Raw genomic sequence first — 21,607 nt, 5'->3', positions numbered from 1 at the left:
CCCCTCCGCCGCCCGTCGGAAAGCTGTGCGTCCCCCGCGCGGCACGCCCTCCACCCCTCGGGTGAATCGTTCGTCCGATCGGACAAACCCCTCCCACGGGGAATCAACGCCGCGTTGTCGGGCGGCAGTGCGAAGCCTCATACCAGAGCGGGACGAATGGCGGGGAACTTTGTCAACTGTCCGTCGGATGTGCTCGGCTGGCGACTACGGTGTGTGTCCAGTGGTCAACGGTGGGCTCATATCCGCCGCGCCGGAGCACCGTCGCATCCCGTCGTACCACCACCCTCGCAGGACCCGCAGACTCGCAGCCCCCACCCGCAGCCATCCCGTCGCAACCCCCACCCCTCGCGACACCTCGCAGTACGCCCACCCGGGACCCCGTACCAAGGACGCCGATGTCTCCCTTACGCGCACCCGCCACACGGCCCGACCGCCGTGACGACGGGGGCCACGGACGCACGGACGACCGGCCACCGTCGGTGGCGGGCCGCGCCCGTTCCGTGGCGCCGACCCCGGACCCCCGCCTCCGCCCCCGACTGCTGCGGACCTCGGTCCTCCCGGCCCTGGTCGCCTCGCTCAGCGGCGGTGCCGGGGTCGCCTTCACCGTCCATGCCGCCGCGCCCCGCGCCGACGCCGCGCTCGCCGCCGTACTCATCGGGATGGCGGTGCTCTGCATGGCGGCCGTCGCGACGGCCGCGATGGGCGCCGACCGTACCGCCACCGCCCTGCTGAACCGCTGTGCCGCGCTGCGGCGCTCCACCGAGCGCGGTCAGGTCGACCTGCGGACCGTCGTCGAGCGGCTCCGGCGCGGTGAGGCCCCGCCCGCTCCCCGCACCCCGCTGCCCGCCCCGGCCCCCGGCGATGAACTCGACCTCCTCTCCCAGGAGCTGGCCCGCTCCCACGAGGTCGCGCTCGCGGCCGTGGTGCAGGCGTCCCAGCTCTCCAGCCGGGTCGGCAACGAGCAGAAGGTCGAGGTGTTCGTCAATCTCGCCCGGCGCCTCCAGTCCCTGGTCCACCGGGAGATCCAGCTGCTGGACGATCTGGAGAAGGAGGTCGAGGACCCCGAACTGCTGAAGGGCCTCTTCCATGTCGACCATCTGGCCACCCGTATCCGCCGCCACGCGGAGAACCTCGCCGTCCTCGGCGGCGCGATCTCCCGGCGCCAGTGGTCCCACCCCGTCACCATGACCGAGGTGCTGCGCTCCTCCATCGCCGAGGTCGAGCAGTACCCCCGGGTCAAACTGGTCCCCCCGGTCGACGGCACCCTGCGCGGACACGCCGTCGCCGATGTGATCCATCTGCTGGCCGAACTCGTGGAGAACGCCACCGTCTTCTCCGCCCCGCACACCCAGGTGCTGCTGCGCGCCCAGCATGTCACCGCGGGGCTCGCGGTGGAGGTCGAGGACCGGGGTCTGGGGATGCCCACGGCCGAGCAGAACCGGATGAACGAGCTGCTCACCGACCCCGACCAGGTGAACGTCGCCCATCTCCTCCAGGACGGACGGATCGGCCTGTTCGTCGTCGCCGCCCTCGCCCGCCGTCATGGGATCGCCGTCCGGCTCCAGTCCAATATCTACGGAGGGGTCCAGGCCGTCCTCGTACTGCCGCACGTGCTCCTCGGCACGGACTCCGCCGGACTCCACCAGGGGGAGGGCGAGGGGAGCGACCGGCTGGGGCAGCGGCCGCGCGACCGGGCCCCGCTGACCGGGAACCCCACCTCCGTACCGCCGTCGATTCCCCGGCCGGTGACACCGCAGCTCCAGCCGACCTCGGTACGGACACCCGTCGAACCGAAGCCCGCGCGCACCCCGGTCGAGCCGGTCCCTCCCCGCACCCCGGTCGAGCCGTCGCCCGCGCGGTCCGGTCAGCGCCGTCTCGCGCCGCTGCCGGTACGTACGAACCGGGCCAACCGGCCCAATCCCGCCGCCGCGCGGCCCGGGGCCACCCATACCCGGGACGAGTCGGCCGCCGGGCTCCCCCTGATCCCGATCGCCACCCCCCTCGGGGTGCGCGCGGAGGTGGTCCGGGGCCCGGCCGTACGGCCGCAACTGCCGCGGCGCCGGGCCCAGGAGCACCTCGTCCCGCAGCTCAGGAGGGGGCCCTCGCCCCGCCAGGAGGAGGAGTACGCCCTCCATGACCCGGGGCTGATGGCCGCCTTCCGGCGCGGTGTCGGACTGGCCGAGGCACAGCCCCTGCCGCAGGCCGCCGCCGCGAGGCTCCCCGCCCGGGGAACGGGCTCCCGCCCCGGACCAGCCCGCCACGACCTGACTTCCAAGGAGTAGATGCACCATGGTGACCGACGCGACGAACGGTCAGGTCTCGGACCTCGACTGGCTGCTGAGCGGCCTGGTCCAGCGGGTGCCGTACACCCGAAGCGCGGTACTGCTCTCCTCCGACGGGCTGGTGAAGTCCCTGCACGGGCTGGAGCCCGACGCCGCCGACCATATGGCCGCCCTGGCGTCCGGGCTCTACTCCCTCGGACGGAGCGCCGGCGCCCGGTTCGGTGACACGGGCGAGGTGCGCCAGGTGGTGGTGGAGCTGGACGCCACCCTGCTGTTCGTCTCCACGGCGGGCTCCGGCACCTGTCTGGCCGTGCTCGCCGACCGGGAGGCCGACGCCGCCGTCCTCGGCTACGAGATGGCGATGCTGGTCAAGAGCGTACGTCCCTATCTCACCACCCCGGCCAGGCAGTCGGCCGGGGCCGCTCCGGGCAGTGCGGGGCAGTGAGGCGTGCCGGCCCCCCAGGACGGGCCGCTGCTCGACGGTGCCGCCGGCCCGCTCACCCGCCCTTACACGGTGAGCGGTGGCCGCACCCGTCCGACGGCCACGCTCGATCTGCTCACCCTGATGGTGGCCACCGGGACGGTACCCCCGGGGCTCGGTACGGATCACACACAGGCGCTGGCCCTCTGCCAGGGGCCGATCACGGTCGCCGAGGTCTCGGCGCACCTGGGGTTCCCCGCGGCCGTGACCAAGGTACTGCTCTCCGACCTCGTGGACTGCGGCGCGCTGCTCGCACGGGCGCCCCGTAGTCATGACACAACGACCGACCGCTCCTTGCTGGAGGCAGTGCTCGATGGCCTACGACAACGGCTCTGACACCACGGGTCCCGAAGCCGACGGGTCCCTCGACCGCGGCGGGTCCCCCGACGGTGGGGCGACCGGCCATGACGCCGACCACGGCGGCGGCGGACGGATCCCCGCACCGCGCGGCGGGCCCACCGCGTTCGCCGCGGCCCGCGCGCCTGATGGGGGTTTCCCCACCGCCCTGAAGATCCTGGTCGCCGGTGGCTTCGGGGTGGGCAAGACCACCTTCGTCGGCGCGGTCAGCGAGATCGAACCACTCAGCACCGAGGAACTGCTCACCCAGGTCAGTGTGGCCACCGATCCGCTGGACGGGGTGGAGTCCAAGATCGCCACCACCGTCGCCATGGACTTCGGGCGGCTCACCCTGGACGACCGCCATGTCCTCTATCTCTTCGGCACCCCGGGCCAGGAGCGGTTCTGGTTCATGTGGGACGAGCTGTCGGAGGGCGCGCTCGGCGCCGTCGTCCTCGCCGACACCCGCAGGCTCCAGGACTCCTTCAGCGCCGTCGACTTCTTCGAGGGGCGGGAGATCCCCTTCGTGGTCGCCGTGAACGAGTTCGACGGCGCCTACCGCTACCGGGCGGACGAGGTGCGGGTGGCGCTCGATCTCAAGCCCGAGGTGCCCGTGGTCATGTGTGACGCGCGGATCTCCAGCTCGGGCATCGGCATCCTGGTCACGCTCGTCCAGCACCTTCTCGACACCACAACGGCGCCCGTGGCGGCGCCGGGCTACGGAGCGCCGGCATCATGACCTTCGACCCGACCGGACACCTTCTGCTGACCCCGGTCGACCGGGAGGCGCCGCTGAGGGTGCGGCGGCTACGGGAGCTGGGGTTCGGGGACCGGCCCGACCCCGCGTTCGACGAGTTCGCCCACCGTCTGGCGGAGGTGACGGCGGCTCCCTACTCGATGGTCAACTTCATCGACGAGAACCGCCAGTTCTTCGCCGGGCTGCACACGCCCACCGGGGAGTACCACGGAAGTGATCTGACGGCGGTGGCCGCCGCGACCGGTGAGGTCAGCCGCTTCATGGCCCGGGATCATGGCTACTGCCCGCACGTGGTGGTCCGGCGTAAGGCGCTGGTCCTGGAGGACGTCTGCGACTACCCCCGGTTCGCGGGCAACCCGGTCGTGGACGAGATCGGGATCCGCTCCTATCTGGGGGCGCCGCTGATCGACCGGACCGGGGTCGCGCTGGGGACGATCTGTGTGGTCGACACGGAGCCCCGGCCGTGGGGGAGACCGGGGCTGGAGACGATCAAGGGGCTCGCGGCGGAGCTGATGGACCAGATCCACCGCCGGGAGGCCGGCGCCATGTGACCTCCGGGTTCGGTGCGGTCGGCGCCCTGTGGCCTCCGGGTTCTGTGATGTGGCGGCGCCCCGCCCGGCGCCTCCTGTCGCCGGTGGCGGAACCTCCGGCTGTGGCGGGCCTGATGGCCGGGGTGCCTCGGTTATGTGCTGACTTATGTGCTGACTTATGTGCTGACCGGTTGTGCGCTGACTCGGATCCTCGGCTGTCGGCCGCCCGGTTACCTGGCTCCTCGGATCCTTGGCTACCGGCTACCGGCTACCGGCTACCGGCTACCGGCTACCGGCTCCTCGGTTCGTCGGCGTGGCGGTTCGTCGGCGTGGCGGTTCGTCCGTTCGCCGGGTCTCGCCTGGAGGTGGGATTCCGGCCGAGGGGGTGCCCGGGCAGACGGCCCCGGCCGGGGTTGGTTCAGACGGCGGGCTGGAGTTTGAGGGAAGCGGAGAGCCGCTGGGACCACTGTCCCTTCTCCGCCCCGAGCGCCACCTCCGCCAGCCGGAGCAACTGGACGTCGGAGGTCCCGGCGGGGGCGAACATATGGAGCGCGTCCCGCAGATAGCGTTCGATGGGCCGGTCGGTGAAGAGCCCGGCGGCGGCGTGGATCTCCATCGCCTCCCGCGCGGAGTCGATGGTGGACTCGACATTGATCAGTTTGGCGTTCATGAGTTCCGCGTCGCAGGGAAGCCCCTGGTCGAGCAGGTGGACGGCGTGGTACGCGGCGAGCCGGGCCGTCATCAGCCGGGACTGGACCTTGCCGAGCTTGAGTTTGACGGACGGCAGATCGTGCAGGGGTTTGCCATAGCGGTGGCGCTGGGCGCAGAAGGCGGTGGTCTCCTCCAGGATCGCCTGGTGGATGCCGAGCGAGACAGCGGTGAGATTGGCCCGCCCGTAGAGCACGCTGGAGGAATAGGCCACCGCCAGTCCATCGCCCTCCGCGCCGAGGCGGCTGCTGGCCGGGACCCGGCAGTCACGGAAGAACAACTCGCCGAAGCTGAAGCCGTGCAGCCCCATCGAGGGCCGCTGGAGCCCGAGGGAGAAGCCGGGGCGTCCGGACTCGACGAGGAAGGCGGTCAGACCACGGGAGCCGGGAGCGGTCCTGACCACGACACCGTGGAGATCGCCCACATGGCTGTTGCCGACGTAGATCTTGCGGCCGTTGAGGACGTAGTCGTCGCCGTCGCGGACGGCGGACGCCGTCATCCCGAGGACATGTCCCCCCGATTCCGGCTCGGTGACCGCGATGGTGGGCAGACACTCCCCGGCCGCGATGGCGGGCAGCCAGGTGTTCTTCTGCCGCTCGTCGCCGAAGTGGAGGATCTTGGCGACACCGAGCTGGGACGCCTGCACCATGGCGCCCATCGCCCCGCTGACCCGGGAGAGTTCCTCGATGATGATGGTCTTGGCCAGATGTCCGGCGCCCATGCCGCCGTGGTCGCGGCCGATGGTGGCGCCCAGCCAGCCCTGCCTGGCTATCAAGCGTGAGAGTTCGGTATGGGCTGATCGTGAGTCCTCCATCGCGGGGATCCGTGGCCGGACCTCGCGCTCGGCGAAGTCCCTGACCCGGCGGCGGAGCTGGTGGTGAAGGTGACTGGCGAAGTACCCGTCCATTCGCGAGCCTTCCTCTGTGAAGCGCCTGCCCGTGCGATTGTTCGAGCAGGTCGTGCGTAGGCGGCTCTCCCGTGAGTGGCGATTCGGCCGCCTTCGTTCTGCCGTACGGCATTCCCCCCGCGTTTGGGTCTGCCACATGCCAATGGCAAAGGTTTCTCGGGCATGAGACACGATGGCGCGGTTCACCACCCCTGCGCCGTCCGGGAGGGGCATCTGTGAAGAACCGATACGGCATAGACGTGCGCTGAATCCCGCCGGGTGGAACCGATCGATTGAGACCTACCACCGGCCGTCACCGCGCTTGGGTGCACGGTCCGGAGCGCGGAACAGCGCGAGGGGTGCGGGGCGCGCGAGGAAGCACGGCCGGGGCCGGGCGCCGGGTCTCCGAGGAGGCGACCCTCCTGATCTATGTCATGGTTTGACGGATAATGCCGGGGAGTGCCGGGGGTCCTCCCGGCATGTTCCGGGGCGCGCGGGGCTGTTCACGCCCGCCTTTTTCACTTCGCGCGCTCCAGCACATCCCTCGCCAGCCCCCTGACGGTCGCCTCGTCCGCCGCGACGCCGAGCCCTGGGGAGGGGGGTGTTTCGGCCATTGCGTGCTCGACCCGGACGGTCGGACCCGTAGACGGCGACTCGATGGACCGGCGTCCGTTCGGCTCGACCGGGGTGGCGATCCCGTACGCGGAGAACGGATGCGGCGAGGCGGCAGATCCGGGTCGGTCGGCCCCGATCCCCTCGGAGGGGCCCCGGTCCCGCGCGAGCCGGCGCGACGGCGGGAGAGGGTGAGCCCGCCGCCGCGCCGCACCATGGCGAGGGGGCGCCGTTGGAGAGCCCCGGCCGATCGCCCGCTCGAAGGCCCGGCCGACCGCGTCCAGATGTCGGCCCGGCGGGCCGAGGACGGCCGGGGCGAGCCGGCGGCCGATGGTGGTGACGATCGACTCGGCGGTCTCGTACATCCGGGCCGGGCCGGGATCGGGGGCGCCTGCCCCCGGAGTTACGCCCCGTCCGCCGACACCTTCATGAGAACCCGGATCGACGGTCTGCCCGCGACGGCCACCGCGCCCCCGAAGACGCCGGAGGAACGCCGGGTGGGCAGTGCCACGGCGAAGGTCCCGACACCCGCTGGTGGGGCCCTTCCGGTGTGTGTGGGCGCGGGTGCTCGGCGTCGTGAGGGAGGCGGGGGTGAGTCGCGGAAAGTGGGAGGCTCCGAGGGGCGTGCCGCTCGGGTGGCGCCCGGTGCCCCGGCGGGGTCGTCGCCGGGTGGCGCTGCGCGGTTCCGGGCGGGCGCGGGGGTGCCGGTCCGGCCGCCGGGGGAAGTTCGGGACGACCTATTGACCGTGCGTACAGCCACTCATTAGCGTGGCGCTACGGTATCAGAAAGCGCTTTCTCCAGCGGTTTCCCCGCCCCTCTTCCCACCCTCCGCCGCCCGGCCGGGCGGCAGCGCGGGCGGACCGCCGCGCGACGACGACGGCTCCGGCCACCGGAGGAATGGACGATGAGTCAGAGCGCCATCGGGATCGGCGCGCCACCGACGGAGGCCGACCGCCGTCGCCCGGGGGCCCGGGAACGCGCGCGCGGCGCCCTGGAACGGAGCTGGCGCCCTCTGGCGCTGCTGCTCGGCTGCCTCGGCGCGTGGTGGGTGATCGCCGCGGCCGAACTGGTCGAGCCCTATCTGGTCCCCTCGCCCGGCGCCACCCTCGACGTCCTCACCGGGAAGGCCGGCTATCTCGCCGAACACACCTGGGTCACCCTGTACGAGACCCTGCTGGGCTTTGTCATCGCCGTCGGCGCCGGGGTGGCCGCGGCGGTGGTCATGGTCTCCTCCACGACCATCGAGCGCACGCTCTATCCGGTCCTGCTCTTCGCCCAGGTGATCCCCAAGATCGCCATCGCCCCGCTCTTCGGCGCCTGGCTGGGGTATGGCATCGAACCCAAGATCCTGATCGCCGTGCTGATCGCCTTCTTCCCGGTGGTGATCTCGATGGTGACCGGGCTCAAGGCGGTCGATCCGGAGATGCTCCAGCTCTCCGCGACGATGGGCGCGAGCGCCTGGCAGACCTTCGTCAAGATCCGCTTCCCCGCCTCGCTGCCGCATCTCTTCGCCGGGCTGAAGGTCGCCGTCACCCTCGCCGTGACCGGTGCTGTCGTGGGGGAGTTCGTCGGCGGCAACGAAGGGCTCGGCCAGGTGCTTCTCCAGGCCGGCGGGAACTTCGACGCCCCCATGCTCTTCGCGGGACTCATCGTGCTGTCCCTGATCGGTCTGATCCTCTTCGCCCTGGTCGAGACCGCCGAACGGGTGCTGCTCCCCTGGCACGCCAGCCGCCGCGAGTCGGGCGTCACCACCGCCCACTGACCAGCAGCCGAACGCCCGCCGACCCGTCACCACCACCGGTGGACCGGCCGCCGGTCCCGGGCACCGCAAGGCCCCACGGGCCCCTCCCCGCCGATGTGAAGGACGACCATGACCGCCCCGCGCAGACTCCTGACCGTCACCGCCCTCCTTCCGTTACTGCTCACCGCCACGGCCTGCGGTGCGGACGGAACGGAGAAGACCACCGGCCCGTCGGGACGGAAGCTCGACAAGGTGACGCTGACGCTCAACTGGTACCCGTACGGAGAACACGCGCCCTTCTACTACGGAAAGCGGCAGGGGCTCTTCGAGAAGCACGGGATCGAGCTGACCATCCGGGCCGGACAGGGCTCCCAGAAGACCGTCCTGGCCACCGGCGCGGGACACTCGGACTTCGGCTGGGCCGACACCCCCGCCCTGCTCTCCGGGGTGGAATCCGGGGTGAGGGTCCGCAGCCTCGGGGTCTTCCTCCAGACCACCCCGTCGTCCGTGCAGTTCTTCGCCTCCCGGAAGATCGCCACCCCCGCCGACCTCAGGGGGAAGACGGTCGCGGGCACGGCCGGGGACGCGCTCTCCCGCACCTTCCCGGTCTTCCTGAAGAAGAACGGACTCGCCGAGTCCGACGTCACCGTCCAGAACACCGACCCCGCCGGGAAGATCGCCGCGGTGATCTCCGGGAAGACGGACGGACTGCTCGGATACGCCAGCGACCAAGGGCCGACCATGAAGGAGAAGTCCGGCAGGGACGTCGGCTATCTGCGCTTCTCCGAGCACGGCCTCAACTTCTACTCCAACGGCCTGATCGCCGCCCAGCGCACCCTTCAGGAGCGGAAGGAACTGTCCCGGCGGATGGTCAGGGCCGTCAGCGAGTCCTTCGCCGCGGCCCGTGAGGCCCCCGGCCCCGCCATCGCCGCCATGGACGGTGCGAGCGGGCAACTGCCACCCCGGCGGGTCCTCGCCGAACAGTTCGGTACCACCCTCACCCTGCTGCACACGCCCGCCACCCAGGGCAAGGCCCCCGGGGTGAACACCGAGGCGGACTGGCGGCGCACCCTCGACGTCTTCACCGAGGCGGGCCTGGTCACCCGGGCGCGGGCCGTCTCCGCCTACTGGGACGGCGCCACCGCGCTGAAGGGATGACCATGCGGGACGACACGGGAGCCGGAGTGCGCGCGGTGGGGGAGGACGGCGACGGGGAGCGCCGGGGCCTGCCGGAAGCCCGCGTACGCGGGGACGGTGGGAAACGCGAGTACGGGGGGAAGCCAAGCGGCTCGGCGTCACCGGGCGGGCACGGGCGCGCGGATCCGACGGGCGGGGGGAGTAGCCACGGCGGGCCATCCGGCGATGGCGAGCGCCGTGACGCGCCACGGGAGGACGGGCGGCGCCGCGGCTCGCCGCCCGCGGTCGGACTGCGGGGCGTCCGCGTCCGCTTCCGTTCCCGCCAGCGTGAGGTCACCGCGCTCACGGACGTCTCCCTCGACGTCGCGGCGGGCGAGTTCATCGCCATCGTCGGCCCCTCCGGCTGCGGTAAGTCCACCCTCCTCAAACTCCTCGCCGGACTGCTCACGCCCACCTCCGGTGAGGTGCTTCTGCACGGTGAGCCGGTCCGTGGTCCCCGCCATGACATCGGATTCGTCTTCCAGCGCGCCGCCCTGCTGGAGTGGCGCTCGGCCCGGCGGAACATCCTGCTCCAGGCCGAGATGCGCAGGATGCCCGGCGGCCGGGCGCGCCGCCGCGCCGACGAGCTGATCGCCATGACCGGGCTCGCCGGGTTCGAGGACGCCTACCCCCATGAACTCTCCGGCGGGATGCAGCAGCGGGTAGCCCTCTGCCGGGCCCTGCTCCATCAGCCGCCGGTGCTGCTGATGGACGAGCCCTTCGGCGCCCTCGACGCCCTGACCCGGGAGCAGATGAACCGGGAGCTGAACCGGGTCTGGCGGGAGACCGGGACGACGGTGCTGCTGGTCACCCACTCCATCTCGGAGGCGTGCTACCTCGCCGACCGGGTCGTGGTGATGAGCCCGCGCCCCGGCACGGTGACCGAGGTCATCGAGATGGGACTGGCCCCCGAGCGCGACTACACACAGACGATGGGGCGCCCGGAGTTCGCCCGTGCCACGAGCCGTGTCCGGGCGCTGCTGGGCGGGGCGCGCGGGAACTGACCCAGCGGCGCGCAACGGCAGGGGTCACGCTCCCGGCCCGCGACAGCCGTCCTTCCGCCCATCGCCTGGGAGCGGATCGCCGCCGTCCCACCCGGTCCCGTGCGACCGGCGTTCCAGATCCCAGAACGCGTGGTCGGACTTCTCCTGGGCGGAGAAGGCTCTCCCCTGGGGCTGGTAGACGATGAATCGCCCGCAGGCGTATCCGCAGTCATGTGTGAAGTCGCCGATCGCGACGCTCGTCGAGAACTCCATGGCCAGCGCCGCCGCGAGGAAACCGAGTTCCTCGCCACTGACACACAGCGGGGACGAGCCGTCGACAAGCGTCCGGTACCCGCCTTCCTGCCGGATGATGTCCAGGCTTGTCGTTTCGCCCTGCCTCTTGGGCGGGAGATCCAGCCAGTCGCCGAGCAGGACCACGTTGTCGACCGGCGTCCGCAAGTGCTTCGACAGCGCCGTGCGCAGTTCATCCCACGACAGGCTGTCCAGGAAGGAGATCTCGAACGGCTCAGGCATCCGGTGCCGCCAGGATCTGCCCCGGGCCGGCGTTCAACAGCCGCCCCGGATCAGCCGCCCGCCCGCCGCCGCACCGTCACGGCACGGGCCACCGTCGTGGAGATCACCGGACATGACCAGGACGGTACCCGCTCCCCCTCCCGCTCGCCCTCGCGTCAGCCCTTCCGGACAAGACGACGGAACCAAGCGTGGCCGCGCGGAGCGCGCTCCCCGCTGGCGGTAGGGGAGCGGCCGGACCTCCGGGCCCGGCCGCTCCGGCGCCGAGCCCGGTGAGCGACGCCAGGAGGACAGCGAGGGCGGCGAGCACCGCGAGGAGCCGGAGTGACCGTCGCCGACCTGGTCCGGCCACCCGTGATCACCTGGTCCGGCCCCTTCGGCGGCCCCGCCGTTCCGGGTGGCGCGCGGGCACCCTCAGCTGTGGCGGGAACGGTCGCCGCTGTCGCGGGCCGGGCGACGGGACCGGAGCGATCGGCTCATGGCGCTCCCGGTGACGGGGCGGAACCGATGGGAGAAAGCGCTTTCGTTCGCGTCGCGCAGCGTAGGCAGCGGGTGACGGAGGGGTTGATGGGGTGGGAGTGGGGTCTCGTGCCGTCCACGGCCGGGGCTCGGCGGTGCCGCTCCGGCCTCCGGGTGCGACATGGCGCCCGATCCCGGCGCCCACCCCCGCCCGGAAGGGATTCGTGACCATCGCTCGGAGTGCGGTATGGTTCTCATGCGCGTTCGGCCGGGAGGGAAACCCCAGGTCAGACGGGCATCGGGACGTGGCGCAGCTTGGTAGCGCACTTGACTGGGGGTCAAGGGGTCGCAGGTTCAAATCCTGTCGTCCCGACCAGCGTTTTCGCGGGTCGCAGGCGGTATCGGAGACATCCGGTACCGCCTTTCCGTCGTTCTTGGGGACCAGGTGGGGACCAGCGGGTCCAGCGGCGTCTGGTGGGTCCTGCCGGGGACACGGGCGGGGTGACCGGTGCCCGCATGCCCGCAGCCTCCGGCACCTGCCCCACGTCGAGAACGCGACCTGGCGTGCCGTAGCCGTACCGGCCGGCACCCGAAACGATCCGGTGACCGTGTACGCGGCCGTGCCCACCGAGGACGTCGACGCCAGTCTGGCCCAGTTCGCCGGCGGCCTGGCCATCGGCGTGCCCCTGGTCGTCACCGCGCTGACCAGCGTCGCATGGGTACTCACCGGACGGGCGCTGTTCCCGGTCGAGGTGCTGCGCGCACAAGCCGCCGAGATCACCGCCTCCGATCTCAGCCGCCGCCTCGATGTCCCCCCCTCGGCCGACGCCCTGGGCCGGCTCGCCACCACACTCAATGATCTGCTCGCACGCCTGGAAGCTGCCACGCAAAGGCAGCGCCAGTTCATCGCGGACGCCGCCCACGAGCTGCGTAGCCCCTTGAGCAGCCTGCACACCCGACTCCAGATCGCCGCCCGGCACCCCGATTCCGCCAACTGGCGCACGCTGGCCCCGGCACTGGTGGAGGACTGCGAACGGCTCGCCCGCCTTGTCGACGACCTGGTGTGGCTGGCTCGCCTCGACGCCCGCCCCCGACTCGACAAGCAACCCACAGACCTGGACGAGATCGTCTTCGCCGAGGTCAGCCGCGCCCGCGAGCGCACGCAGCTCATCATCGACCAGCACGCCATCAGCGCGGCACGCGTGGATGGCGACGCCGACGCCCTCGCGCGCGTCGTACGCAACCTGCTGGACAACGCCCTCCGGTACGCCCTCCGGCGGATCGAGGTGAGCCTCCGTGCCTGCGGCGGCACCGCGCAACTGGTCATCACCGATGACGGGCCCGGCATCCCCGAACCCGACCGACGCCGCGTCTTCGACCGCTTCACCCGCCTCGATGACGCGCGCGCCAGAGACACCGGCGGCAGCGGACTCGGACTGGCCATCGTCCGCGACATCATCACCGCCCACCACGGCAGCATTGACATCGAGGACCATGCTCCCGGGGCCCGCCTTGTCGTCCGCCTCCCCGCCCATCGCCCCTGAAGTGTCATCGCCATCAGCCGCAGTCTGCACACGCCGGCCACGAGGTGTCCGGGCCGGAACCGCGCGCCGCCCTTGAGCTTCGGGACTTCCGGTCACCGGCCGCGGCACCACGGCGCTCATTTCGGCTCCTCCCGGGCGCGGTGTGGGGTTTTGCGGGGTGGCAGGGGGATGAAGCCGCTGGTGCGGGCGGTGTATGCGGCGTAACCGGGACGCCCGGACATGCGCTTCTCCAGGAGGCGTTTGCCGCTGCCGACGGTGAGGAGCAGGGTCATCAGGAACGGGGAGACGAGGACGGCGAGGGCCGGCTGCCAGGCGGTGCAGGCGAGGAGGTACAGGCCCCACCAGACAAGGCTGTCCCCGAAGTAGTTGGGGTGCCGGGTCCATGCCCACAGGCCCTGGTCCATGATCCGCCCCCTGTTGGTCAGGTCCGCCTTGAAACGTGCGAGCTGGTGGTCGCCGACGGCCTCGAAGGCGAGCCCGGCCGCCCACAGCGCGAGCCCGCAGTACGCCAGGGCGTCCAGGGGCGCGGAGCTGTAGGAGGCGGCCTGGACGGGGAGGGAGATCAGCCAGACGAGGGCCGCCTGGGCGAGGTAGACGGTACGGAGCGCGTAAAGGGTCCGGTTGCCGGGGGCCTTGCCGAGGAGGTCGGTGTAGCGGGGGTCCTCGCCGTGTCCGCGGGAGCGGTGGGCGATGTGCGCCGCCAGCCGCAGTCCCCAGACGACGGTCGCCGCGGTGACGAGCAGGCGGCGGCCGTCGTCGCCGTGCCCGGCGGAGAGCAGCCAGGTGACGGCGGCGACGGCGGCGAAGGCGAGGCCCCAGGCGATGTCGACGATGCGGTGCGGTCCGCGGCGTGCGGCGATGGCGAAGGTGGCGAGGAGCACCGTCAGCGCCGTGGCCGCGGTGGCGGCGAGGTTGGCGCCGAGGGCGCTCCAGTCGGTGCCGTTCACGCCGTGCTCGCGGGGGCGTACCAGGCGGCGGGGGTGGCCGGCATGCCGGACGCTCCCTCGCGGGTGGGCCGTACGGCGAGGATCTGGTCGACACCCATACGGCGTTCGGAGAAGGCCAGCGAGGCACCGGCGAGGTACAGGCGCCAGACGCGGGCGGTCGTCGCCCCGACGAGGGCCTCGATGTCGCTCCAGCGCTGTTCGAGGGTGGCGCGCCAGGCGTCGATGGTGATCGTGTAGTGCTCGCGCAGGGACTCGGTGGAGCGGGCCTCCAGGCCGGAGCCCTCCAGCAGGTCGATGGTGCGGCCGAGGGGGCGCATATGCATGTCCGGGGCGATGTATGTCGCGATGAAGGCGCCTCCGCCGGGCGCGTGGGCGCCGCGGGACATCTGCTGGATCAGGAGCCGGCCTTCGGGGCGCAGCGCGTCGTGCAGCGTGGTGGCGAAGGCGGGGTATTCGGCGTCGCCGACGTGCTCGCCCATCTCTACGGCGGCGGCCGCGTCGTAGCCACCGCCGTCGAGGGCGCGCCAGTGCCGCAGCTGGACGTCCACGAGGTCGGTCACTCCCTCGCGAACGGCCCGTGCGGTGACGAACTCGTGCTGGGCGCGGGAGAGGGTGACCGCGGTGACGCGGGCTTTGTGTTCGCGGGCCGCGTGGACGGTGAGGGAACCCCAGCCGCAGCCGACGTCGAGCAGGCGGTCCCCGGGGCTCAGGTTCAGCTTGCGGCAGATCAGGTCGAGCTTGTCGCGTTGCGCGTCGGCCAGGGTGCGGGTCGGGTCGTCGGGCCGGGTCCAGTAGGCGCAGGAGTACGCCATCGTCTTGTCGAGGAGGAGGGCGTAGAAGTCGTTGGAGAGGTCGTAGTGGTGGCTGATGCCCGCGCGGTCCCGGGCGACGCTGTGCGGGCTGCCGGTCAGGCGGGCCCGCCCGTCGGGGCGCTTCGGGGGCGGGCCGAGGACCCCCAGGCCCACCGCCAGGGCGGTGGCCGCGGCCTTGGCGGTAGGCCTGGGGCCGGGGCGGTCCCCCGGCCGACCGCGGACGCTCCGGCCCGCGTGGGAGAGCGCGTCGGCCAGGTCGCCCTCGACGTCGAGGTCTCCGGCGATGTACGCCTCCGCGAGCCCGAGCTCGCCGGGCTGCCACAGCAGGCGGCGCAGAGCTCGTGGGGAGCGGAGGACGACCAGGGGCGCGTCGGCCGGGCCTGTGTCGCTTCCGTCCCAGGCGCGGATGCGTACGGGAAGGGGTCCGGAGACGAAGTGGCCGAGGAGCTGGGCGAGCCGGTCGGCGACAGGCCTCATCGGTGGGTTCCTTCGGTGAGGAGGAGCTGGCGGACGTCGAGGTAGCGGGAGCGGAATCCGGCTTCGGAGTAGGCGAGGTAGAACTCCCACATGCGCTGGAAGACCGGGTCGAAGCCGAGCGCCGTGACGGCGGGGCGGTGGGCGGTGAACCGTTCGCGCCACAGGCGCAGCGTCTCGGCGTAGTGCTCGCCGAAGCCGTCGTCGGCGAGCGTGCGCAGGCCGGCGGCGGCGCAGTGCTCGGCGATGGCCTCGCGGGAGGGGATGAGGCCGCCGGGGAAGACGTACTTGCTGATGAAGGTGTGGGTGGCGGCGGTGTGGAGCATCTGCTGGTGGCCCATGGTGATGGCCTGCAGGGCGATCCGGCCGCCGGGGGCGAGCGTGCGGCGCAGGGCCGTGAAGTAGGCGGGCCAGTAGTCGGCGCCGACCGCTTCGATCATCTCGACGCTGACGACCGCTTCGTACCGCCCCTCGGCGTCACGGTAGTCGCGTAGTTGGACGTCCACCCGGTCGGTGAGTCTCGCCGCGGCGACCCGCTCGCGGGCGAGGGTGGCCTGCTCGGCGGAGAGGGTCAGCGTGGTGACCCGGGCGCCGCGGGCGGCGGCCCGCAGGGCGAGTGCGCCCCAGCCCGTGCCGATCTCCAGCAGTCGGGTGCCCTCGCCGGCGCCGACGAGGTCCAGGAGCCGGTCGATCTTGCGGTGTTGTGCGGAGGCGAGGGACTCGAAGCGGGCGGGAAAGGCTGTGAAGACCGCGGAGGAGTAGGTGAGGGTGGGGTCGAGGAATGTGGCGAACAGGTCGTTGGAGAGGTCGTAGTGGTGCCGGATGTTGCTCCGGGCCCCGTCGCGGGTGTTCCGGTCGTCGGCGGGGCGGGCGGTCACCCACAGGTCGCGGAGCCGCCGCAGCGGAGCGGGGACCAGTTCGTCGACGTGCCCGGCGAGGACGGTCAGGACGCCCGCCAGATCGTCGCTGTCCCATTCGCCGGCCAGGTAGGACTCGCCGAAGCCGATGAGCCCGTCCCGGCCGACGCGCCGGTGGAAGGCGTCGGCGTCGTGGAGCGTCAGCCGCGGACCCGCGGCCGTCACGTCGGCGCAGGGGGAGGGCCTGGTCAGCGCCATCCGCTCCAGGGCCCGGCCCACCAGATGCCGGGCGACGGCCGTGCGGACCGGGCCGGGCGGGGGGAGCCGGGCCACGTCCGGCCAGCGCTCCGCGTCGACGTCCGCGCGGCGGACGGCGGCCGCGGGGGCGCCGGCCGGGCCCCGGAGACAGGCCCCGACCGGGCTGTCGGCCGGCTGGGGTCGGGGCTCGGAGGTGAGGGCGGGGCGGGTCACGGCAGCATGCCTTTCTGCGGAGTGGGACGAGGACGGGGCTGCACGGGCAGTCCGCGCAGCAGCAGGTGGATGCCGTGGCGGCGGATCCCCGCCCAGACGGCGGCGGTGGACCAGGGCCTGCGTACGGCGGCGGAGAGCAGGGCGGGCACGCTCGCGGGGCGGCGGACCCCCCGGACGACGGCGGTGAACGCGCGGCCCCCGTGGTGCTCCAGATGGATGGTCAGGCCGAGGCGTTCACCGGGCAGCGGCAGCCGCATCCGGTAGCGGCCCTCGACCGCGAAGAACGGTGAGACGTGGAACGACTTGTCCACCACCACCTCGTCCGCCGGCCCCGTCCCGCCCGCCTCGTCCGCCCGCAGCAGGTAGCAGTGGCGCTGCCCGTAGGTGTTGTGGACCTCGGCGACGACGCACACCAGTGCCCCCGAGGAGTCGTGGCACCAGAACACGCTCAGCGGGTTGAAGACGAACCCGAACACCCGGGCGTGTGCCAGCATCACCACCCGCCCGCCGCCTAGGTCGACGCCGTGCGCGGCGAGGTAGGCGTCGAGCCCGGCCCGCAGGGGCCCGGGTGTGCCGGTGAAGTGGTCGCGGGCGTCGAAACGTGCGAGCGGACGCAGCGGCCGGGGCAGCACCGGCAGCCGGTCGATGTCCACGCACCACAGGTACGTGCGGTGGCGCAGCGCGTGGCGCAGCGGCGTCCGGCGTACGTGCGTGATCACGCACTCGTACAGCGTCGCCGGCTCCCGGCTCGCGGGGGCCGCGGATACGGCGCCGCTTCTGGCGCGGGTCACCAGTCCGCCCCCAGGGAGCGGGCGGCCTCGACGCCGGAACGGCAGCCGTCCTCATGGAACCCCCACCCGTGCCAGGCACCGGCATACGCGGTCACGCCCGTGTTGAGGCGTGGCAGTTCCCTCTGTGCCGCGACCGAGGCGGTGGTGTACACCGGATGCTCGTAGAGCATCCGCTCCACGACCCGGTCGGCCGCGATGCCGTCGTCACCGCCGAGGGTGACGACGTAGCCGGAGCCCGCGGGCAGACACTGGAGGCGCTCCATGTCGTAGCTGACGCGGACGGGAGCGGTGGAAGGCGCGCAGTCGGCCATCCGGTAGTTCCAGGAGGCGCGGGCGCGCGGCGAGCGCGGCAGGACGTCGGTGTCGGTGTGCAGCACCGTGGGGTTGCGTGAGTACCTGAAGACGCCCAGGAGCCGCTTTTCGTCGGCGGTGGGGTCCGCGAGCATCCGCAACGCCTGGTCGGGGTGGGTGGCGACGACCACGGCGTCGTACCCCTCGGTGGCACCGTCGCCGGTGGTGATCAGCGCACCCCCGCTGGTGCGCAGGATGGCGCCGACCGGGCTGGAGGTGCGGATGCGCTGGATGTGTTTGGCGGCGGCGGCGACGTACGCGGCGGAGCCGCCGGTGACCGTCTTCCACCGCGGGGATCCGGTGACGGAGAGCAGCCCGTGGTGGTGCAGGAACGTGAACAGATAGGCGGCCGGGTAGGACAGGGCCGTCCGCGCGGGGCAGGACCACACCGCGGCGACCAGCGGGAGGGCGAAATGGCTGACGAAGTAGGGGGAGAACCCGCCTTGCCACAGAAAGTCCCCCAAGGTGATGCTTGTGTGCGGCTGTCGGGCCAGGAGACGCCGGGCACCTCGGTGGAAGGCCGGAACCTCGGTCAGCAACCGCAGGTAGCGGCCTCGTAGCGAGGCCCGAGAAGCGAACAGAGCGCCCGGGCCGCGAGTACCCGCGTACTCCAGGCCGCAGCCGTCGCAGCGGACGGACATGCTCATCTCGGCGTCCTGCGTGCCGATCCCCAGCTCGCGGAAGAGCCGGAGCAGGGTGGGGTAGGTGCGCTCGTTGTGGACGATGAATCCCGAGTCCACTGCCACCGCGCGCCCGCCGGGGGCCGGCAGTTCGCGGGTGTGGGCGTGGCCGCCGAGGCGATCGTCGGCCTCGTACAGGGTGACTTCGTACGAGGCGGCCAGGATGGAGGCGGCGGTCAGGCCCGCCACCCCGCTTCCCACGACGGCCGCTTTGCGGTGTTGCTCCATAACCTCTCCTGCCACTCGACACGCCGCTGGGCTGTTGCGTTCACTCGTACTTCGCAGCGGCCCGGCGGTCGGATTGGAGGAGATCCGCGGCGCTGGTGCCTGGCCGCGGGCGTCGTGGGTGTGTTCAGGCTGTCAGACGGGCGTGTTGTGCGGTCAGGGTGCCGACGGCGGCTGGGCGGCGCTTACGGCGGTGACGGCTTCCCGTGCGGTCGGCCGGTGGCGGTGAGGATGAACACCGGGCGGCGCAGGCCGGTCAGGGGGTGGTGATCCCGAAGGGCTTCGCCCCCGCGCGGCCTTGGTCGGACAGCGGGGGGCACGCGGAGGTTGCGATGAGGAGCGCCGGGTCAGGTGGGAAGGGTCATCAGGAGCAGGGGGTCGGTGGTGGGATGGGGGGAGCCTCCGGCGGGTTCGAGGGAGAGGCCGACAGCTCCCGCGTCGGCGGGGTCGCCGGTAAGGATCACCGTGCCGTCGTGGTCGATGAGGCCGGCGGGGCGCATGGTGCCGTCGTGGTCGAGCCACAGCTGGTAGGTCTTCCCGGCACCGGGGGCGGGCAGGCCGGTGGTGGTGAAGGCGGCCCTGTTCTGGCGTTCGGAGGTGACCACGGTGGTCAGGGCACCGTTGCTTGCCTTGCCGTGGACGGTGCGGGCATCGGGGGCCGCCAGGATGCCGGTGACCGCGTCGAGCTGCTGCCGGCTCTGGCGGGCCTGCTGTTCGAGGTCCTGTCCAAGCAGCGTCTGCCACACGGCGACGCCGCCCAGGGCGACGGCTGCCACGCTGGCGGCCAGCGCCAGGGAAGCGGCGCGGCGGCGCAGGAAGCCCCCGAGGGCGGGCGCCGTGCTGGAAGCGGGGATACGCGGCGGCACCTGACGCACACCCTCGATGGCCGCCATGACCTGGGTCTTTGCCGTGGCAGGCGGCGTGTGGGAGACGGCAGCTGCCAGGCGGGCCGCGGTCGCCGCGAACTCGGCGGCCTCCTGCCGGCAGGCCTCGCACACCTGCAAGTGGGCTTCGAAGTCGCCGCGTTCGGCGTCGTCGAGCGCACCGAGGGCATAGGCGGCCGCGAGGGTGTGAGCGTCGGTGGCGTGGTGTTTCATGTGGTCACCCCCATGCAGTCGCGGAGCCGGATGAGCCCGTCGCGCATGCGTGTCTTGATGGTGGGAAGAGGAGTGCTCAGAGCTTCGGCGACTTCACGGTAGGTCAGCCCCTGGTAGTAAGCCAGCGTCACCGCCTGTCGCTGCAGTCCGGTGAGGCCGCGCAGGCAGCGGCGTACCTGCTCGGACTCCAGGCGGGTCTCGACCTGTTCGGCGACCTCGTCGAAGGCCGTGGTGTGCTCGCGGGCCGCCTGCGCCTGTTCGCGGTCGGAGGCTGCCTGGGCGGAGCGGACCCGGTCCACCGCCCTGCGGTGCGCGATCGTGGCCGCCCAGGTCCGCACGGACCCGGCCTCGGGGCGATAGCGGGCGGCCTGCCGCCACAGGTCGATCATGACCTCCTGGGCCACCTCCTCGGACTGCGCCCGGTCGCGCACGACCTTGAGCACGATCCCGAACACCAGAGGGGCGAGGGCGTCGTAGAGGACGGAGAAGGCCTGTTTGTCGCCGCGGGACACCTTCTGCATGACCTCGGCGAGGTCGTTGCCGACGTGGTCGCCGGGGCGGCCGGTGGTGAAGGGGATGGGGTGGTTCACGTGTGCCGCTCCGGCCGGGCCGAGAGGGCGAAGGGACGGCCTGGGCGGACCGTCGGGGGGCGGGGCGTCCATCGCATGTTGTTCCTCGTGTCGTCGCTGCCGAGGGGGCCGGACTGCTCCGGGGGCGGTCCGGCCGGAAACCTCTGCGTGATTCGCCTGTTCTTCGTAGCGGGTGGGCCTGCGGATGGGAGCCCACTTCGTCAGCCGGGCGAACGCGTTCGCCGCCGAGACGGTGAACGGCGTCCGGGACCCGACCCGGGAAAGGGTCGGCTCCCAGCAGGTCTTCGACCCCGGCTTCCCCGACCTGTGGTGGCGCTACCTTCACCCCGCCAGCCCGCCAGCCCGCCAGCCCGCCAGCCCGCCAGCCCGCCAGCCCGCCGGGCCGGACGGGTCTCCGTCCGGCCCCGGTGAACGGTCAGCCCTATACGGTCGCCTTCGCGGCCAGCGCCTCGGACTGGGCACGCTGAGCCGCGGCCACGAGCGCCTGTCCGTACTCAGGAATGCGCGGCGTGATCTCCCGCGCCGCGCCCTCTACCGTGATGTGCATGACGACGGCACCCGACCGGACCATGCTCGAATCCGTCGGGCCGTGCTCAGGATCCACTCGACGGAAACGGTCGTGCTGCTCACCTCCGAGCGCCGACGCCTCCGAGACCGTGGTCCGCTGCTCGCCGCGCTCCGAATTGTCGTACTCGGCCACCGATGTGTCGAACGCCGCGCGGGCGGCTTGGGCATCCTGGTACGCCCAAGCCATGACCGTCACCCTGACGCTCTTCTTCGGCTCCTCAGACTGCTTCACCCACCACACCGAACCGCCATACAGCAGCCCGTCGCACCAGTAGTCCGGCTGCTGCCCGGGCACCCCATGGTCTGAGCACAGCAGCTCGGCGGCGTCCATGGTGCGCAGATTCTCCTTCGGAATGCCCGGCACCGTCAGCTTCGGCAGTGTCTTCGCGGCGAGCGCGGCGGTCAGCGGCGCGGCGACCGGCGGCGGCACGTGCACCGGGGTCTCCTCGGCCGGGGCGCTCTTCTTCTCCTCGTCACCGCACCCGGTCAGCAGCCCCGCTACTACCGCCAGCCCCACCACCGCACGCACGTGTCTCCCACGCACCCTGCCCCACCCCTTCACCTGTTCGAAGTGGGACATCGTACGTGGGGGTGATCACGAACGGCACTCGGGATTCCGGTCCTGCGCGCACCGCGTCCTGAGGCCACCGGGGCCTCGTTGAGGACCGGCGTGATGGCAGAGCACCTCGTACCCTCGCCGGACCGCTTCAGCTGCCGG

20 protein-coding genes and 1 tRNA gene are annotated in these 21,607 nt (G+C 72.2%); 10 read left to right on the top strand and 11 right to left on the bottom strand.

The features are described 5' to 3' along the window. Positions 1-395 precede the first annotated feature (395 nt). Genes ACFVIM_RS03295 through ACFVIM_RS03275 form a run of 5 tightly spaced genes read left to right on the top strand, consistent with a single transcriptional unit; the run spans position 396 to position 4,407 of the window. Positions 396-2,282, top strand: a complete 1,887-nt coding sequence (locus ACFVIM_RS03295) for an ATP-binding protein (RefSeq protein ID WP_384297742.1) — start codon at positions 396-398, stop codon at positions 2,280-2,282. Between the two features lie 7 nt (positions 2,283-2,289). Beyond that, positions 2,290-2,727: a roadblock/LC7 domain-containing protein gene (locus tag ACFVIM_RS03290; protein WP_384297740.1), complete on the top strand. Its 438-nt coding sequence runs from the start codon at positions 2,290-2,292 to the stop codon at positions 2,725-2,727. Between the two features lie 3 nt (positions 2,728-2,730). Then, positions 2,731-3,099 carry a DUF742 domain-containing protein gene (locus ACFVIM_RS03285; protein ID WP_384297738.1) on the top strand — a complete coding sequence of 123 codons (369 nt, stop codon included), beginning with the start codon at positions 2,731-2,733 and terminating at the stop codon, positions 3,097-3,099. Continuing rightward, positions 3,077-3,838, top strand: coding sequence for an ATP/GTP-binding protein (locus ACFVIM_RS03280; RefSeq protein WP_384297736.1), 762 nt, complete (start codon positions 3,077-3,079; stop codon positions 3,836-3,838). Before ACFVIM_RS03285 ends, ACFVIM_RS03280 begins: the two co-directional genes overlap by 23 nt. Continuing rightward, complete coding sequence (locus ACFVIM_RS03275) at positions 3,835-4,407, top strand: GAF domain-containing protein (RefSeq protein ID WP_384297735.1); 573 nt, start codon at positions 3,835-3,837, stop codon at positions 4,405-4,407. Before ACFVIM_RS03280 ends, ACFVIM_RS03275 begins: the two co-directional genes overlap by 4 nt. Positions 4,408-4,804: 397 nt before the next feature. On the opposite strand, the gene ACFVIM_RS03270 is transcribed toward ACFVIM_RS03275, so the two are convergent. Then, positions 4,805-6,001 (bottom strand): acyl-CoA dehydrogenase family protein, encoded by a 1,197-nt coding sequence (locus tag ACFVIM_RS03270; RefSeq protein WP_384297732.1) that lies wholly within the window; start codon positions 5,999-6,001, stop codon positions 4,805-4,807. 497 nt (positions 6,002-6,498) lie between these two features. Continuing rightward, positions 6,499-6,957, bottom strand: coding sequence for a hypothetical protein (locus ACFVIM_RS03265; protein WP_384297730.1), 459 nt, complete (start codon positions 6,955-6,957; stop codon positions 6,499-6,501). Positions 6,958-7,497: 540 nt separating this feature from the next. Between ACFVIM_RS03265 and ACFVIM_RS03260 the strand changes: the two genes are divergently transcribed. The 3 genes from ACFVIM_RS03260 (at position 7,498) to ACFVIM_RS03250 (ending at position 10,514) form a co-directional block, all read left to right on the top strand. Next, a complete protein-coding gene (locus ACFVIM_RS03260; RefSeq protein ID WP_384297727.1) occupies positions 7,498-8,355 on the top strand; it encodes an ABC transporter permease in 858 nt (285 codons plus the stop codon). A 108-nt stretch (positions 8,356-8,463) separates the two neighbouring features. After that, positions 8,464-9,492 (top strand): ABC transporter substrate-binding protein, encoded by a 1,029-nt coding sequence (locus tag ACFVIM_RS03255; RefSeq protein WP_384297726.1) that lies wholly within the window; start codon positions 8,464-8,466, stop codon positions 9,490-9,492. Positions 9,493-9,494: 2 nt separating this feature from the next. Then, on the top strand, positions 9,495-10,514 hold the full coding sequence (locus tag ACFVIM_RS03250) for an ABC transporter ATP-binding protein (protein ID WP_384297724.1): 1,020 nt from the start codon (positions 9,495-9,497) through the stop codon (positions 10,512-10,514). 24 nt (positions 10,515-10,538) lie between these two features. Here ACFVIM_RS03250 and ACFVIM_RS03245 read toward each other — a convergent pair whose 3' ends face one another. Beyond that, positions 10,539-11,027: a hypothetical protein gene (locus ACFVIM_RS03245; RefSeq protein WP_384297721.1), complete on the bottom strand. Its 489-nt coding sequence runs from the start codon at positions 11,025-11,027 to the stop codon at positions 10,539-10,541. 755 nt (positions 11,028-11,782) lie between these two features. Between ACFVIM_RS03245 and ACFVIM_RS03240 the strand changes: the two genes are divergently transcribed. Both ACFVIM_RS03240 and ACFVIM_RS03235 read left to right on the top strand, forming a co-directional pair. After that, positions 11,783-11,859 (top strand) — tRNA-Pro (locus ACFVIM_RS03240). A 226-nt stretch (positions 11,860-12,085) separates the two neighbouring features. Then, entirely contained in the window at positions 12,086-13,027 is a 942-nt protein-coding gene (locus ACFVIM_RS03235; RefSeq protein WP_384297719.1) for a sensor histidine kinase, read from the top strand. A gap of 116 nt (positions 13,028-13,143) precedes the next feature. Here ACFVIM_RS03235 and ACFVIM_RS03230 read toward each other — a convergent pair whose 3' ends face one another. The 8 genes from ACFVIM_RS03230 to ACFVIM_RS03195 form a co-directional block, all read right to left on the bottom strand. Next, positions 13,144-13,974, bottom strand: coding sequence for a DUF1295 domain-containing protein (locus tag ACFVIM_RS03230; protein ID WP_384297716.1), 831 nt, complete (start codon positions 13,972-13,974; stop codon positions 13,144-13,146). Then, positions 13,971-15,263: a class I SAM-dependent methyltransferase gene (locus ACFVIM_RS03225; protein WP_384297715.1), complete on the bottom strand. Its 1,293-nt coding sequence runs from the start codon at positions 15,261-15,263 to the stop codon at positions 13,971-13,973. The genes ACFVIM_RS03230 and ACFVIM_RS03225 overlap by 4 nt, the downstream gene beginning before the upstream one ends. Beyond that, positions 15,260-16,588, bottom strand: a complete 1,329-nt coding sequence (locus ACFVIM_RS03220) for a class I SAM-dependent methyltransferase (protein ID WP_384297713.1) — start codon at positions 16,586-16,588, stop codon at positions 15,260-15,262. The genes ACFVIM_RS03225 and ACFVIM_RS03220 overlap by 4 nt, the downstream gene beginning before the upstream one ends. Continuing rightward, entirely contained in the window at positions 16,585-17,307 is a 723-nt protein-coding gene (locus ACFVIM_RS03215) for a DUF1365 domain-containing protein (protein WP_384297710.1), read from the bottom strand. The genes ACFVIM_RS03220 and ACFVIM_RS03215 overlap by 4 nt, the downstream gene beginning before the upstream one ends. A gap of 68 nt (positions 17,308-17,375) precedes the next feature. Next, positions 17,376-18,638, bottom strand: a complete 1,263-nt coding sequence (locus ACFVIM_RS03210) for an NAD(P)/FAD-dependent oxidoreductase (RefSeq protein ID WP_384297709.1) — start codon at positions 18,636-18,638, stop codon at positions 17,376-17,378. Between the two features lie 344 nt (positions 18,639-18,982). Further along, a complete protein-coding gene (locus tag ACFVIM_RS03205; protein WP_384297707.1) occupies positions 18,983-19,732 on the bottom strand; it encodes an anti-sigma factor in 750 nt (249 codons plus the stop codon). Then, positions 19,729-20,322, bottom strand: coding sequence for an ECF RNA polymerase sigma factor SigK (gene sigK, locus ACFVIM_RS03200; protein WP_384297704.1), 594 nt, complete (start codon positions 20,320-20,322; stop codon positions 19,729-19,731). The genes ACFVIM_RS03205 and sigK overlap by 4 nt, the downstream gene beginning before the upstream one ends. A gap of 421 nt (positions 20,323-20,743) precedes the next feature. Beyond that, on the bottom strand, positions 20,744-21,418 hold the full coding sequence (locus ACFVIM_RS03195) for a hypothetical protein (RefSeq protein ID WP_384297703.1): 675 nt from the start codon (positions 21,416-21,418) through the stop codon (positions 20,744-20,746). Positions 21,419-21,607: the final 189 nt, after the last annotated feature.

The organism is Streptomyces sp. NPDC057638 (genome assembly GCF_042800315.1).
Taxonomy (GTDB): Bacteria; Actinomycetota; Actinomycetes; order Streptomycetales; family Streptomycetaceae; genus Streptomyces.
This window is presented reverse-complemented; position numbering and strand designations above follow the sequence as displayed.